The organism is Streptomyces sp. NPDC003077 (genome assembly GCF_040611095.1).
Classification (GTDB): Bacteria; Actinomycetota; Actinomycetes; order Streptomycetales; family Streptomycetaceae; genus Streptomyces.
On the sequence record NZ_JBEXNM010000039.1, the window covers coordinates 65,334 to 80,368 of the forward strand.

The following is a 15,035-nucleotide window of genomic DNA, read 5'->3' on the forward strand; positions in this document are numbered from 1 at the left end:
CCGGGGGCACGCACTCTCAGCGAAGCCGGGGCTCAGTCCTGTCCGTACCGAGGGTCGACCGATTCCGGGGACAGCCCGAGCAATTCCGCGACCTGCTCCACGACCACCTCGTGGACCAGCAGCGCGCGCTCGTCCCGGTTCTTGGCCCGGATCTCGATCGGCCGGCGGTAGATGGCGATCCGGTCGCGGTGGCCGTCGCCCGCCGGGAGCAGCCGGCCCAAGGGCACCGTGTCCTCGTCCAGAGCGAAGCCCGCGCTGTCCTCCGGGCCGAACGCCGGCACCTCCAGCACCAGGAAGTCGACGTCGGCGAGTTGCGGCCACCGCCTCTCCAGGCGGTCCCGCGAGTCGTACACGAGGTCCACGAAGGCGTCCGCGCGGCTCACGGAGAGCGGTACCTGAGGAGGCGCGATCGGCCCGCGCATGCCGCGGCCGTGGCGATCGCGGTGGCGGGGGCGCGGGCCCGTCGGACGGGGCGGTACGGGGCTGTCCATCAGTATCGAGCGTAACCGCCGCGGAGCGGGTGGCAGGGGGAACCGGCGGGGTCCGTCCGGTGTCGTCGAGTGACCGGTCCGTTGTCCGTTGCGTTCGTTTGCACTCACTCATGAGACCGCAGATCTCATCAGGAATGACATGAATTGCATCGACTGGTGACGGGATTCCTGGTCTTGCGCCGGACGGCGGAACCGTGACGAGACCGGACAACCCGAGCGTGCGCAGGTCAGACGCACCGGACGAACCGGGACGACACGGTTGGGTGAGGTCGTGGAGAGTCGTCGCGGCCCGCTCAAGAGTGCGGTACCGTCCAACGTCGTGAGCCCTGTACGTCGCTGTTCGCGCACCGCGTGCGGCCGTCCCGCCGTCGCAACGCTGACGTACGTCTACGCGGATTCGACCGCCGTGCTCGGGCCGCTCGCCACATACGCCGAACCACACTGCTACGACCTGTGCGCCGAGCATTCCGAGCGCCTGACCGCCCCCCGCGGCTGGGAAGTCGTACGTCTGGCCACCGACACCGGCCCGTCCCGCCCCAGTGGTGACGACCTCGAAGCACTTGCCAACGCCGTGCGCGAGGCGGCACGTCCGCAGGAACGGGCAGCGGGTGGAGGCGGCGGACCGCAGGCCATGGCGCCGGGCGGTCGCGAAGGCGGCCCGATGGAAGTCGCCCGGCGTGGGCACCTCCGGGTGCTGCGGTCGCCGGAATCCTGAGCGAGGGCCTGCGGGGCCCTGCGGCTTCGCGTCCGGGGCCGTGCGATGCGCCGACAGGCGGGTGAGCGGCCGTCCATCGGCCGGCCGGGCGGCGTGTCCACCGTCTTGCGTGCGTGACCAAGCCTCCTCCGTGCCGTGCTCCTGAGCCCGCACTCCCGGACCTGGGCGGGCCCGTCCGATTCCCCCGCCGAGGCGCGTGTGTGCTTCAGGCCGTGGCCGCGCCTTCCCGGGGTTCGTCCTTGACCCCGCGTCCACCCGGCGACGGTCCGGTGACCGCCCGGCACCGTCCGCCCCATTGACGCGACCTTGGCGCGGACACGACCATGCCTCCCTCCGCTCCCTCGTGATCCGCTTCCGCATCGCGGAATCGGAAATCGACGACGGAGCAGCCCTCACCGGGAGGCAGAAGTGTTCGTCCAGCGCACCGAACCCGTAGCCGGCTCCCTCGTCCTGTCCGCTCTCGTCGCCGCACTGTCCCTGATCACAGTGCTCGTCCTGCTCGGCGCCGTACGGATGCGTGCCCATCACGCCGGGCCGATCGGACTCGCCGTCGCCCTGGCCACCGCCTGGCTCGGTTTCGGTATGCCGGTGGGGCAGGCGCTTTCCGGCGCCGCCCAGGGAGCGGTGTTCGGGCTCTTCCCGATCCTGTGGATCGTCGTCAACGCCCTGTGGGTCTACCGGATGACGGTGCGCACCCGGCACTTCGATGTGCTGCGCCGTTCCTTTTCGCGGATCTCGGCGGACCCGCGCATCCAGGCGCTGGTCATCGCCTTCTGTTTCGGCGCGCTGCTGGAGGCGCTGGCCGGCTTCGGGGCGCCGGTCGCGATCAGCGCGGTGATGCTGGTGGCGCTCGGCTTCACACCCGTCAAAGCCGCCGTGCTCGCTCTCGTCGCCAACACCGCGCCGGTGGCCTTCGGGGCGATGGGCAGCCCGGTGGTGACGCTGGCGCAGGTCACCGGCCTCCCATTGGACACCGTCGCCTCGGTGGTGGGGCGGCAGACGCCGCTGCTGGCGCTCGTCGTACCGCTGCTGCTGGTCTTCCTGGTGGACGGGCGGCGCGGGCTGCGGGAGACGTGGGCGCCGGCCCTCGCCTGCGGGACGGCGTTCGCGGCGGCCCAGTTCGCGGCGGCCAACTTCGTCTCGGCGCAGCTGGCGGACATCGGTGCGGCGCTGGCGGGGGCCGCCGCACTGGTGGCGGTGCCCCGGGCCCGCCGGCCCGCGGCCGAGCCGGTACGGGCGGCCGTCCTCACCGGCGTGCGCGGTGGCACCCCGCGGGACACCGCGGACCTGGACGCCCGCGACCCACGTCGCGAAGTCGTGCGGGCCTACGCGCCCTACGGGCTGATCGTCCTGACCTTCTCGCTCGCCCAGATACCGCCCGTCAAGGAGCTGCTCGCCCGGGCGACCCGGACCTTCGACTGGCCTTTCCTGGACGTCGCGGGCCCGGACGGCAAACCGGTCGGCGGCAACCTCTTCTCCCTGCCACTGCTTGCCACGGGCGGGACGCTGGTGCTGCTGGCTGGCCTGCTGACGGCCGTGGTGCTGGGCGTCGGCGCCGGTACGGCCGTACGGGAATGGGCCGCCACGGTGCGCGAACTGAGGTACGCGATCGTAACCGTCACCTCCGTCCTGGCGCTCGCCTACGTCATGAACCTCTCCGGGCAGGCCGCGACGATCGGGCACTTCGTGGCCGCGGCAGGGGCCGGGCTGGCCTTCCTGTCGCCCGTACTGGGCTGGTTCGGAGTTGCCGTGTCCGGATCGGACACCTCGGCCAACGCCCTGTTCGGAGCGCTCCAGGTGACCGCGGCCCAGCAGTCCGGCCTGCCGCCCGAACTGCTGGCCGCCGCCAACAGCTCGGGCGGGGTGCTCGGCAAGATGATCTCGCCACAGAACCTGACGATCGCCTGCGCGGCGGTCGGGCTCGCCGGCCGGGAGGGGGACCTCCTGCGGAGGGTCCTGCCGTGGAGCCTGGCACTGATGCTGGTGATGTGCCTGATCGTGGTCGGGCAGAGCACGGCCGTACTGGGCTGGATGCTGCCGTAGGCACCGGACGGGCCGATGAACGGGGCCGACAGGATCGTTGGCGGGACACCGGGCGGGGCAGCAGGGTCGCGTCACGGGAGAGGAGGGCGCGGTGGCGGGGAGCCCGGCTGCGCGCCGGCAGGTACCGCATCGGCTCGCGGCGGTGCCAACAGGCCCGGCGCGGAAACCCTCCGCGCGTCGTGGTGACGGGCTCCGAGGTGTCCCGAGGCGCGCCGTCCGAACTCCCGGGCCGCAGCTTCCGCGGCAGGGCGACGACCTCGGCACGACCATCGTGACCAGGGAACTCCACGGGTCGGGGCCGGGCTCTGCGGGTAGGTTGGGGACCCCGTAGAGACTCCAGGAGGGCTGGCTGTGGCTGATCTGTCGCAGATCGTGAAGGCGTACGACGTGCGCGGTGTGGTTCCCGATCAGTGGGACGAGCCGCTGGCCGAACTGTTCGGCGCGGCGTTCGCCGAGGTCACCGGCGCGTCCGCGATCGTGATCGGGCATGACATGCGGCCCTCGTCGCCGGGGCTGTCCCGGGCGTTCGGACGCGGCGCGGCGGCGCGTGGGGCGGATGTGACCGAGATCGGGCTGTGCTCGACCGACGAGCTCTATTACGCCAGCGGCGCGCTGGACCTCCCCGGCGCGATGTTCACCGCTTCGCACAACCCGGCCCAGTACAACGGCATCAAGATGTGCCGCGCGGGTGCCGCACCGGTGGGTCAGGACACCGGCCTGGCAGAGATCCGCGCACTGGTGGAGCGGTGGTCTGCGGACGGCGCGCCCGAGCCGGTGGCGGAGCCGGGCACCATCACGCAGCGCGACGTACTGAAGGACTACGCGGCTCACCTGCGCTCGCTGGTGGACCTGTCCGGCATCCGGCGGCTGAAGGTCGTCGTCGACGCGGGCAACGGCATGGGCGGACACACCGTTCCGACCGTTTTCGAGAACCTGCCCATCGACCTGGACGCCCTGTACTTCGAGCTGGACGGAACGTTCCCCCACCACGAGGCCAATCCCCTCGACCCGAAGAACATCGTGGACCTCCAGGCCCGGGTGCGCGAGGTGGGCGCGGACATCGGCCTGGCCTTCGACGGCGACGCGGACCGCTGCTTCGTCGTGGACCAGAACGGCGACCCGGTCTCCCCCTCGGCCATCACCGCGCTCGTCGCCTCCCGCGAACTGGCCAAGCACCCGGGCGGCACGATCATCCACAACTGCATCACCTCGTGGTCGGTGCCCGAGGTCGTCAAGGAGAACGGCGGCACGGCGGTCCGCACCCGGGTCGGCCACTCCTTCATCAAGGGGGAGATGGCCAAGACCGGCGCCATCTTCGGTGGCGAGCACTCCGCCCACTACTACTTCCGCGACTTCTGGAACGCCGACACCGGCATGCTGGCCGCGATGCACGTCCTGGCAGCCCTCGGCGAGCAGGACGGCACCCTGTCCCAGCTCGTCGCCCAGTACGACCGGTACGCGGCCTCCGGGGAGATCAACAGCACGGTGGCCGACCAGGCGGACCGCCTCGCCGCCATCAAGACCGCCTTCGAGGGACGCGAAGGGGTCGTCCTGGACGAACTGGACGGTCTGACGGCCACGACTCCCGACTGGTGGTTCAACCTCCGCGCCTCCAACACCGAGCCCCTGCTCCGTCTGAACGTCGAGGCCCGCGACGCGGAAACCGTCGAGCGCGTCCGGGACGAGGTACTGGCGATCGTCCGGGCGTGAGGCGGCCCGCACCAGTGGTGGTGTGAGACGGGTGGGAGGCCGGGGCCGTCGCCGTACGAAGGACGGCCCGGCAGCCCACTGCCGCCCCCGGGGGTGGAGGGGAGGTGTCTCCCCTCCTGCGGGGAGTCCCGTACGGAGCGGGGCCGGTGGTTCGTGGCCCGAAGCCGGCAGCGCGCGTACGCTGTGCCGCTGCGGGTGGGGTGGCGCCGACGAGGCGCGGGTGGTGTGGATTTTCCGGTTCATGGCCCGAAGATCCCGCGAGCCGCGACGCCGCCGCGACCCCTGTGGACAACGAACGGGTGACGGACGTTGTCCACAGGCTGCGGCGGAACCCCCGCCTCGCCGGGCGGAGCCGCGTATCCGGCCCGGCGGTAGGCTGGCGACGCCGTCACCACCGAAGGGAAACCCATGCCGGTCGAAGCCAGCCTGCTTGAGATCCTCGCCTGCCCGGCGTGCCACGCCCCGCTGGAGGACAAGACGTCGGCCGACCCCGCCGAACTCGTCTGCACGTCCTCGGACTGCGGCCTCGCCTACCCCGTCCGGGACGACATTCCCGTACTCCTCGTCGACGAGGCACGCCGCCCCTCCTGACCCGGCCCCGTCCCCGGCCCGTACCGCGCGGGGACAGCCCGGCCCCTGCACGTCCGAACCGGCATCGGAGGCAGCGCCCACCATGCTCGACGAGTCCCTCCTCGACGCTCCCGAGGCGCTGGCCCGCGCCGACCGCCACGGGCTGTTGCGCGGCGTCGCCGAATCGGGTGCCCGGGTGCGTATGGCAGCCCGCAACGCCACCGAGGCCGGCATCCCCGGCCTGCGGCCCGACGGCCGGCCCCGGGCCGTCCTGGTGGCGGGCCACGGACCGGCCGCGGCCTGCGTCGCCGACCTCTTCGGCGCGCTCGGCGGCGGCAGCTACCCCGTCACCCTGATAAGGCCCGCGGGCGTGGCCCCGGTCCCCGGCGCGCTGCGCTGGGCGCTGCCCGGCTGGACGGGCCCGATGGACCTGCTGCTGATCGCCGGGCCGGACGGGGCCGACCCGGGCCTGGCGGAACTGGTCGAGCAGGCCTACCGCCGCGGCTGCGTGGTCGTGGGCGTCACGCCCGCCGACTCGCCGTTGGCCGACGCCGTCGTACAGGCGCGCGGCCTGGCCGTGCCGCTGGCCACCACGTCCTACGACGCGGAATTCGACGTGGAAGGCGCGCCGCCCGCCGCTCCCGGCACCCTCTGGTCGCTGCTGACCCCGTTGCTCGCGCTCGCCGACCGGATCGGTCTGCTCAGCGCTCCGCCGGACGCGCTGGACCGGCTCGCCGACCGCCTCGACGAGGTCGCCGAGCGGTGCGGCCCCGCCATCGCCACCTACTCCAATCCGGCCAAGACGCTGGCCGCCGAACTCGCCGAGGCACTGCCGCTGATCTGGACCGAAGGCGCCGTCTCCGGTGCGGTCGGCCGCCATTTCGCGACCGCCCTGGCGAGCCTGGCCGGCCGTCCGGCGCTGCCCGCCGAGTTGCCCGAGGCCATCAGCCTGCACACGACGCTGCTCGCCGGTGCCCTGGCCGCCCCCTCGGACCCGGACGACTTCTTCCGCGACCGCGTCGAGGACCCCGGGTCCTTGCGCGCCCGCATCGTGCTTCTCCGGAAGGAGGAGGCGGGACCGCTCTCCGCGGCCCCCGCCGTGCGGGAGTTCGCCGCCGCCCGCGACGTTCCCGTCAGCGAACTCCAGCCGGCCCATCCGGAGGGCGGCGGTTCCCTGCACGACGCCGCCGAACTGCTCGCCACCTCGGATTTCGCCGCCGTTTACCTGGCGCTCGCCGACACCGGCGCACCATGACCCCAGGGGCGGCACGGAACGTCGCGCCGCACTCTGACGCGCCGAGGGTGGCCCCGGTGCGCCAGAGGGCGACGACGTAACGTCCTGCGCATACGAGGAGCAGCGGCACCCCTACGGGTGCGCGGCGCCGCAGGGACCGCCCCGTCCACCCGCACGCTCCCGAGTACGACGGACGAAGGACCACCACCCTCATGGACCGCCTCGCGAACACCGTGCGCCCCTATGCCTGGGGCTCCACCACCGCCCTCCCCGAGCTGCTCGGCGTGGAGCCGACCGGCGCACCGCAGGCCGAACTGTGGATGGGGGCCCACCCTGGAGCCCCGTCCCGCGTCGACCGCGGCGCGGGTCCGGTGTCCCTGGCCGAGGTGATCGCCGCCGATCCTGAAGGCGAGCTGGGCGCCGACTCCGTACGCGCCTTCGGCCCGCACCTTCCGTTCCTGCTCAAACTGCTGGCGGCCGGCTCCCCGCTGTCCCTTCAGGTGCATCCGGACCGGACACAGGCCCAGGAAGGGTTCGCGGACGAGGAGCGGCGCAGCATACCCGTCGACGCCCCGCACCGCAACTACAAGGACCCGCACCACAAGCCCGAGCTGCTCTGCGCCCTCACTCCCTTCGAGGGGCTGTGCGGCTTCCGCCGCCCGGCCGAGACCGCGGCCCTCTTGGAGGGCCTGGATGTCGCCGCCCTCAAGCCGTACGCCGATGTCCTGCGCGCCGCGCCGGAGGAGGACGCCCTGAGGGAGGTGCTCACCGCCATTCTGAGCGCGGACCGTGCCGCGACGACCGAGACGGTCTCCCAGGTGGCCGCGGCGGCCCGTCGGGCGGGCACGGACGCCACCGGGCCGTTCGCGGACGCGTACGCCGCCTGTGCGGCCATCGCCGAGCACTACCCCGGTGACCCCGGTGTCATCGCGGCCCTGCTCCTCAACCACGTACGCCTGGCCCCCGGCGAGGCCCTCTTCCTCGGCGCGGGGATCCCGCACGCCTACCTCAGTGGCCTGGGTGTCGAACTGATGGCCAATTCCGACAACGTGCTGCGCTGCGGCCTGACACCGAAGCACGTCGACGTCCCGGAGCTGCTGCGCGTGGTCCGCTTTCAGGCGCGCGACGCGGGCGTGCTCCGCCCGGAGGCGCGCGGGAGCACGGGGGAAGCCACGCCCGAAGAGGTCTATCCGACGCCCATCGACGAGTTCCGGCTCTCCCGGTACGTCCTGGGGCACGGTGCCGGCCCTGCCGCCCCTATGGCCGCCGATCCCGTCCCGCTCGACGCGCGCACGCCGCAGATCCTGCTCTGCGCCGCCGGCCACGCCCTGCTGCGCGACCAGGCGGGCGAGGAGCTGCGGCTCGCCCCGGGCGAGTCGGCCTTCGTGCGTGCGGGGGAGCGGGTGGCGCTCTCCGGGGCGGGCACGGTCTTCCGCGCGACGGTGGCGCCCCGACCGGCAGACGCGTAGGCGGCTACTGGCAGGAACGGGCCTTACGGGACGATGTGAGGCGCGCGGCGCGGCGGACACGACGGTGGCCTCACGCCCCGCCCCCGCCGACCGGGCTGCAACAATGACCGCCGCATGCTGTTAAAGGGGCGGTAAAGCCCGGTCGACGGAAGGACACGCGGCACTCATGAGCGCATCAGGCGGGACGAAGGCGATTGTCGCGGCGCTGGGCGCCAACCTGGCCATCGCCGTGGCGAAATTCGTGGCCTTCGCCTTCAGCGGTTCGTCCTCGATGCTGGCCGAGGGCGTGCACTCCATCGCCGACTCGGGCAACCAGGGGCTCCTGCTGCTCGGCGGCAAGAAGGCCAAGCGCGCCGCCACTGAGGAACACCCCTTCGGGTACGGACGCGAGCGCTACATCTACGGCTTCCTCGTCTCCATCGTCCTGTTCACCATCGGCGGCGTCTTCGCGCTCTACGAGGGCTACGAGAAGATCAAGGAGCCGCACGAGCTGGAGCACTGGTACTGGCCGGTCGGCGTCCTGGTCTTCGCCATCCTGGCCGAGGGTTTCTCCTTCCGTACCGCCATCAAGGAATCCAACGAGCTGCGCGGGAAGCAGAGCTGGGCGCAGTTCGTGCGCCGCGCCAAGGCGCCCGAGCTCCCGGTCGTACTGCTGGAGGACTTCGGCGCGCTCGTCGGCCTCGTCCTCGCGCTGGCCGGCGTCGGCCTGACGCTCGCCACCGGCAACGGCATCTGGGACGGCATCGGCACCATGTGCATCGGTGCACTCCTCGTCCTGATCGCCCTGGTCCTGGCCGCCGAGACCAAGTCCCTCCTCCTGGGCGAGGCCGCGGGCCCGGATCAGGTCGCCAAGATCCGTGCGGCCGTGGTGGACGGCGACACGGTCACCCGCGTCATCCACATGCGCACGCTGCACCTCGGCCCGGAGGAACTGCTGGTCGCCGCCAAGGTCGCGGTCCAGCACGACGACACCGCCAAGCAGGTCGCCGAAGCCATCGACGCGGCCGAGGAGCGCATCCGCGCGGCGGTGCCGATCGCCCGGGTGATCTACCTGGAGCCCGACATCTACCGCGAGCCGGCCACCACCAAGGACGCCACCCCGACGCAGGCGCCGAGCGGCCACTGACCCACCACCGGCCGGCCGCCGGCCGCGTCGGAAGGCCCGAACCCGTGCGTTGCGCCTTCGGCACGGGGACGGGCCTTTTCCGTACCCGTATGCGCCTGCGTACGAGCACGCCGGCTCGGCGGGCACCTCCGAGCACGGTGACCACCCGCGGTCGGTGCCCGGCCGACAGCAATGAGGGAGCCCCCGCGCGTTTCCGTGCGCGGGGTCCCTGCCGGTTCTCGCGCACGAAGCGCCTCACCGCTCGCGCAAGAGCGTGTACGAGACCCGCGCGCATGCCGTTCAAGGACACGCGCACCACGATCCGCGTGAGATCGCGCACCTGCCCGGGAACGTCCTTCACCCCCGTCCTCGCACGTCGCGCGCCATAACAGGTCGAAACGTCCACACGCCGTCGGAGCCCGGGTGCCCGCGGCTTCTCCCTATGGGCTGGGGTTCACCGGGTCGCCCGGTGTAGATTCGATGACAGTGCCAGACGTCGCTGCTGATGGCGGTCGGTCGGCCCGCACCGCGGACCGTGCCGAGGGAGAGAGGGCCTCCGACGGACTGCGCTGCGGCCAGGGGAGAAGTGTGTGCGCATGGCGTGCGTTCCCACCTGCCCGCGCCGCAGACTGCCAGACGAATCCACCTCGACGTTCGAGGAGCAGCCCCGCATGACCACACTTGCCAACGGCCAGGATTTCAAGGTCGCCGACCTGTCCCTCGCCGCCTTCGGCCGCAAGGAGATCACCCTCGCCGAGCACGAGATGCCCGGCCTGATGGCGATCCGCAAGGAGTACGCCGCCTCCCAGCCGCTCGCCGGCGCCCGCGTCACCGGCTCCCTGCACATGACCGTGCAGACCGCCGTCCTGATCGAGACCCTGGTCGCCCTCGGCGCCGAGGTCCGCTGGGCGTCCTGCAACATCTTCTCCACCCAGGACCACGCCGCCGCCGCCATCGCGGTCGGCCCCGACGGCACCCCGGACAACCCCCAGGGCGTCCCGGTCTTCGCCTGGAAGGGCGAGACCCTGGAGGAGTACTGGTGGTGCACGGAGCAGGCGCTGACCTGGCCGAACTCGCCCACCGGCGGCCCGAACATGATCCTGGACGACGGCGGTGACGCCACCCTCCTGGTGCACAAGGGCGTCGAGTACGAGAAGGCCGGCAAGGTCCCGGCCGTGGAGACCGCGGAGAACGAGGAGCACCGCGCGATCCTGGAGCTCCTGAACCGCACCTTCGCCGAGTCGCCGAAGAAGTGGACCCGTCTCGCCTCGGAAATCCGCGGCGTGACCGAGGAGACCACCACCGGTGTCCACCGCCTGTACGAGATGCAGCGCGACGGCCAGCTCCTCTTCCCGGCGATCAACGTGAACGACGCCGTGACGAAGTCCAAGTTCGACAACAAGTACGGCTGCCGCCACTCCCTGATCGACGGCATCAACCGCGCCACCGACGTGCTGATCGGCGGCAAGACCGCCGTCGTCTGCGGCTACGGCGACGTGGGCAAGGGATGCGCGGAGTCGCTGCGCGGCCAGGGCGCCCGTGTCATCGTCACCGAGATCGACCCGATCTGCGCGCTGCAGGCGGCGATGGACGGCTTCCAGGTCACGACCCTGGACGAGGTCGTGGAGACCGCCGACATCTTCGTCACCACCACGGGCAACCGGGACATCATCATGGCCTCCGACATGGCCAAGATGAAGCACCAGGCCATCGTCGGCAACATCGGCCACTTCGACAACGAGATCGACATGGCCGGCCTCGCCGCCATCGAGGGCATCGTCAAGGACGAGGTCAAGCCGCAGGTCCACACCTGGACGTTCCCGGACGGCAAGGTCCTGATCGTGCTGTCCGAGGGCCGCCTGCTCAACCTGGGCAACGCCACCGGCCACCCGTCCTTCGTGATGTCCAACTCCTTCGCGGACCAGACCCTGGCCCAGATCGAGCTGTTCACCAAGCCCGAGGAGTACCCGACCGACGTCTACGTGCTGCCCAAGCACCTCGACGAGAAGGTCGCCCGCCTCCACCTCGACGCGCTGGGCGTGAAGCTCACGACCCTGCGCCCCGAGCAGGCGGCGTACATCGGCGTCGAGGTCGAAGGCCCGTACAAGCCCGACCACTACCGCTACTGACCCTGCCCTGAGCCCCACCGGCAGCCGGTGACCCAGGCCCCCGCCCACCCCGGCGGGGGCCTGGCCCGTACCGGCCCCCGACAAGGACGCCCATGCCCCGCGGCCGTTACTCCCTGCACGACCCGCACGATCACACCCCCCTCGGCGAAGAGCACTTCCACTGCGCCACCGGCCCGACCGGCTGGCGTTACGTCTCCCAGCTCACCACCCCCTCCGGCGATCCCGCCGGTTCCGTCGACCTCACCCTCGACACCCTCGGGCGCCCCCTCCGCCTCGAACTCCATGCCTCGGCGTGGCGGGTCCGCGGCGCCGCGATGGATGGCGTCACATGGGTCCGTACCGATCCGACCGGCGCGCACGCCACCGAAGGCAACGCCGCCGCCCACGCCTTCACCGGCGCCTCCCCCGCGTTCCTCGTCGCCACCGCGCGCCTGCTGCGCCCCGCCGCCGGCTCCGGAGCCGTCCGCACCCGCCTGGTGGCCTTCGCACCCCCCGTCCTCGCCCCCCGCACGCTGGACCAGTCCTGGACCTTGCTGAACAGCACAGCACACACCACTGACAACGGCCCGCTCATCGCGGACGAATACCAGGTCAACGACCTGGAGACGGGCGAACAGCACGCCGTGCACCTCGCCGGCGACGTCGTCCTGTCCGCCCCCGGCATCGAGCTCGAAGACCTGGAATCGCCGCCGTCACGTTTCGCATGACGGAGCCGAGCGCTCCACCCCGGCCGACCTCGTCCCGGTCGGCACTTCCCCGGCCGAGCCGGTCCGGACGACCTTGAGCGATCGGACGGAAACCACCGGGAACGAGGCCTTCACGTCGGCGGTGGCGTGCTCATCCACCCGTTCCGGCCGGCTGGCGCCCACCAGTCGGCGCCACGGCCTTCACGCGGGCGGTGCGAACCCGGTACGGCGTTGTTCTTGCTGCTCTGCCCCCTGGCGCTCCGCCGGGTGTCCGGCGACCGGCGGCGCCGCGGGGACCGGTGCTCGTTCCCCGCCGGGCTCAGCCTGCCGGCCGCCCCCGCGCCCTGCTCCATCCGCCACCGGCGCCTGTCCGGGAGAGGGAGACGGCCACCCAGGCAGGGGCTGACCCATCGCCCCCGTGGTGAACGGCGCACCAACGGCGCCACCGGCCGAGCCAGGTACCGCTCCCGGGACCGATCCCCAGGAACCGGGCGTTCCACCACCCCCGGGAACGCTCCCCGGTGCTCCGAAAGCCCGCCGTGCCTCGCGTGCCTGACGCTCGCTCGTCACCGCCACGAGATAGAACGTCGGATCCACGCCCCGCGGCGCGGCCGTACCGGTCCATCCGGCCAGATCCCCGACCAGCCGCAGCGCCATCGCCCCACCGACCGCCGGGTCGAGCTGCCCCAAACGCGCCAAATACTGCCGGACGGTCAGCCACCACCCGTCAGGCACCCGGGACAGATCCAGCCCTCCGACCTCGGCCGCGAGCCACGGCGGAGGCGGCGGCAGCGCGAGCCCTCCCTGCGGGACCGGCACCCGTTCCCGAATGACCAAAGTGCCGGCGAAGACGTCCCCGAGCCGCCGACCCCGCGCCGACACCAAGGAGGCGATGCAGGCCACGACGCCCATCGTCATCACCGTCTCGATGGCCCCCATCGCACCCCGTACGAGCGCGTGCCGAAACCGGATCGGACCGCCGTCCTCTCGGACCACACGCAGCCCGCAGGCCAGCTTGCCCAGCGATCGCCCGTGGCTCAGCGTCTCGACCGCGATCGGCACACCGACCAGCAGCAGGACGAACGTCGCCACCGATATGGCCGCCAGCGCCGCCTCGTCCATCGACCCGGCAGCACTCAGCAGCAACAGCGACACCGCTACATAGGCGGCCGACGCCACCACCAGATCGATGAGGACGGCCAGCGCCCTGCTCGGCAACCTGGCCGGCCGTAGGCCCAGCACCACTGCCTCGCCCGTCACCAGCTCGTTCACGTCCGCTGCCCTCCTCGTCCTGGAGCCCGCCCGCTCCCATGCGGACACGACCAGTCTGCCAAGCTGACTTTCCACCTACCGGACGGCGCCGCGAGGAGCGACCCCATGGACCTCGATGTCTTCGTTACGGCTCACCACCAGGAATGGAACCGTCTCGAAGAACTGGTACGACGCAAGCGCCGCCTGTCCGGCTCCGAAGCCGACGAACTGGTCGTCCTCTACCAGCGCACCACCACGCACCTGTCTCTCCTCCAGTCCAGCCTTCCGGACCCCGCACTGATCACGCGGCTCACCTCCCTGGTGGCGCGTGCCCGGAGCAAGGTCACCAGTGCGCGCAAGGCCTCCTGGCGCGACACGGCCCGCTTCTTCACCGTTTCTTTCCCCGCCGCGGTCTACCGCCTGCGGTACTGGTGGATACCGACCGCGCTGATCTCCACGGCGGTCGCAGCCCTGATCGCCGTGTGGGTCGCCAACAACCCGGAAGTCCAGGCAGCCATTGCCGCGCCGGAGCAGATACGGGAAATGACCCGCCCCGGCGGTGAGTACGAGACCTACTACTCCAGCCATCCGGCGGCCTCTTTCGCCGCCCAGGTGTGGACGAACAACGCGCAGGCCGTCGCCCTCTGCCTCGTCCTCGGTGCCTTCCTCGGCATTCCCGTCCTCTGGGTCCTCTTCCAGAACCTGCTCAACATCGGTCTCGGCCTCGGCCTGATGTCCTCGGCCAACCGTCTGGACACCTTCCTCGGACTGCTCATCCCGCACGGCCTCCTGGAGCTGACGGCGGTCTTCGTCGCCGCGGGGGTGGGCCTGCGCCTCGGATGGACGGTCATCGACCCTGGGCCCAGAACCAGGCGAGCAGCCCTGGCCCAAGAGGGCCGCACCGCCCTGGGCGTCGCCATGGGGCTGGCCCTCGTGCTCTTCGTGTCGGGCGCGATCGAAGGTTTTGTCACCCCGTCGGGCTTGCCGACCTGGGCTCGTATAGCCATCGGGGTCGCTGCTGAACTGGCATTTCTCGCGTACGTGTACGTGCTCGGCCGCCGTGCCACCCGCACCGGTGACACTGGCGATATCGACACGGCTGACCGCGACGCTGTGATTCCGACCGCCGCCTGATGTGCGTGCACCCCCACTGAGCTGCTAATCTCTTGCTCGAACGGCAAACCCGTTGACACGGGGTGGCCGGGGAGGTAGATTCGAGCAGTTGCCGACAACTGGAAAAGTTGTCGAAGCTGAAGATACTGTCTCCTTTGCGCCGCCGGGAATTATTCTCGGTGGAGCATTTCCGCATCGTCGGCAGAAACGTCAAGTCGATCAGTTCGATTGCCGAGACTTCTGCTAAGATCGGAAAAGCCGAAAGGCAAAGGGAAACCCCCTCCGACTGGGGATCAGTTTTCGATTCGGACGACCGTAACTCGCAAGCCGAGGAGCGGGAAGAACGAAAAGAGATATGATAAAGTCGGAAACCGCGAGAAAGGCGGCTGAAAGGCCCGCCCGGACCGCGAACCGGCGAAAATCGGGGCCGCGAGGATCTGATAGAGTCGGAAACGCAAGACCGAAGGGAAGCGCCCCGAGAACCCGGTGAGACGGGATCGAAGGAAGCGTCCGTTCCTT

The 15,035-nt window shown here is 71.3% G+C and carries 13 protein-coding genes; 11 read left to right on the forward strand and 2 right to left on the reverse strand.

Features of this window, described 5'->3' with window-relative positions; all coding sequences use genetic code 11:
• Positions 1–32: 32 nt before the first annotated feature.
• Positions 33–491 (reverse strand): metallopeptidase family protein, encoded by a 459-nt coding sequence (locus ABZX96_RS24050; protein WP_355547957.1) that lies wholly within the window; start codon positions 489–491, stop codon positions 33–35.
• A gap of 271 nt (positions 492–762) precedes the next feature.
• On the opposite strand from ABZX96_RS24050, the gene ABZX96_RS24055 reads away from it, so the two are divergent.
• The 9 genes from ABZX96_RS24055 (at position 763) to ABZX96_RS24095 (ending at position 12,173) form a co-directional block, all read left to right on the forward strand.
• Positions 763–1,206: a DUF3499 domain-containing protein gene (locus ABZX96_RS24055; protein WP_355547960.1), complete on the forward strand. Its 444-nt coding sequence runs from the start codon at positions 763–765 to the stop codon at positions 1,204–1,206.
• 408 nt (positions 1,207–1,614) lie between these two features.
• Positions 1,615–3,249: a lactate permease LctP family transporter gene (locus ABZX96_RS24060; RefSeq protein ID WP_355547963.1), complete on the forward strand. Its 1,635-nt coding sequence runs from the start codon at positions 1,615–1,617 to the stop codon at positions 3,247–3,249.
• A 351-nt stretch (positions 3,250–3,600) separates the two neighbouring features.
• Complete coding sequence (locus ABZX96_RS24065; protein WP_355547966.1) at positions 3,601–4,959, forward strand: phosphomannomutase/phosphoglucomutase; 1,359 nt, start codon at positions 3,601–3,603, stop codon at positions 4,957–4,959.
• 408 nt (positions 4,960–5,367) lie between these two features.
• Positions 5,368–5,550 (forward strand): Trm112 family protein, encoded by a 183-nt coding sequence (locus ABZX96_RS24070; protein ID WP_355547969.1) that lies wholly within the window; start codon positions 5,368–5,370, stop codon positions 5,548–5,550.
• A gap of 82 nt (positions 5,551–5,632) precedes the next feature.
• Positions 5,633–6,784 carry an SIS domain-containing protein gene (locus tag ABZX96_RS24075; RefSeq protein WP_355547972.1) on the forward strand — a complete coding sequence of 384 codons (1,152 nt, stop codon included), beginning with the start codon at positions 5,633–5,635 and terminating at the stop codon, positions 6,782–6,784.
• Positions 6,785–6,975: 191 nt separating this feature from the next.
• Positions 6,976–8,232, forward strand: coding sequence for a mannose-6-phosphate isomerase, class I (gene manA / locus ABZX96_RS24080; protein WP_355547975.1), 1,257 nt, complete (start codon positions 6,976–6,978; stop codon positions 8,230–8,232).
• A 166-nt stretch (positions 8,233–8,398) separates the two neighbouring features.
• Entirely contained in the window at positions 8,399–9,358 is a 960-nt protein-coding gene (locus tag ABZX96_RS24085; RefSeq protein WP_355547977.1) for a cation diffusion facilitator family transporter, read from the forward strand.
• A 650-nt stretch (positions 9,359–10,008) separates the two neighbouring features.
• Positions 10,009–11,466 carry an adenosylhomocysteinase gene (ahcY, locus tag ABZX96_RS24090; protein ID WP_355547980.1) on the forward strand — a complete coding sequence of 486 codons (1,458 nt, stop codon included), beginning with the start codon at positions 10,009–10,011 and terminating at the stop codon, positions 11,464–11,466.
• 92 nt (positions 11,467–11,558) lie between these two features.
• Positions 11,559–12,173 carry a hypothetical protein gene (locus ABZX96_RS24095; protein WP_355547983.1) on the forward strand — a complete coding sequence of 205 codons (615 nt, stop codon included), beginning with the start codon at positions 11,559–11,561 and terminating at the stop codon, positions 12,171–12,173.
• Between the two features lie 180 nt (positions 12,174–12,353).
• Here ABZX96_RS24095 and ABZX96_RS24100 read toward each other — a convergent pair whose 3' ends face one another.
• Positions 12,354–13,424 carry an RDD family protein gene (locus tag ABZX96_RS24100; protein WP_355547986.1) on the reverse strand — a complete coding sequence of 357 codons (1,071 nt, stop codon included), beginning with the start codon at positions 13,422–13,424 and terminating at the stop codon, positions 12,354–12,356.
• Positions 13,425–13,529: 105 nt separating this feature from the next.
• Here ABZX96_RS24100 and ABZX96_RS24105 point away from each other — a divergent pair, with 105 nt between their 5' ends.
• Both ABZX96_RS24105 and ABZX96_RS24110 read left to right on the forward strand, forming a co-directional pair.
• On the forward strand, positions 13,530–14,537 hold the full coding sequence (locus ABZX96_RS24105; RefSeq protein WP_355547989.1) for a stage II sporulation protein M: 1,008 nt from the start codon (positions 13,530–13,532) through the stop codon (positions 14,535–14,537).
• A 107-nt stretch (positions 14,538–14,644) separates the two neighbouring features.
• The gene (locus tag ABZX96_RS24110) at positions 14,645–14,875 is read left to right on the forward strand and encodes a hypothetical protein (protein WP_355547992.1); all 231 of its coding nucleotides are present in this window, start codon (positions 14,645–14,647) and stop codon (positions 14,873–14,875) included.
• Positions 14,876–15,035 lie beyond the last annotated feature (160 nt).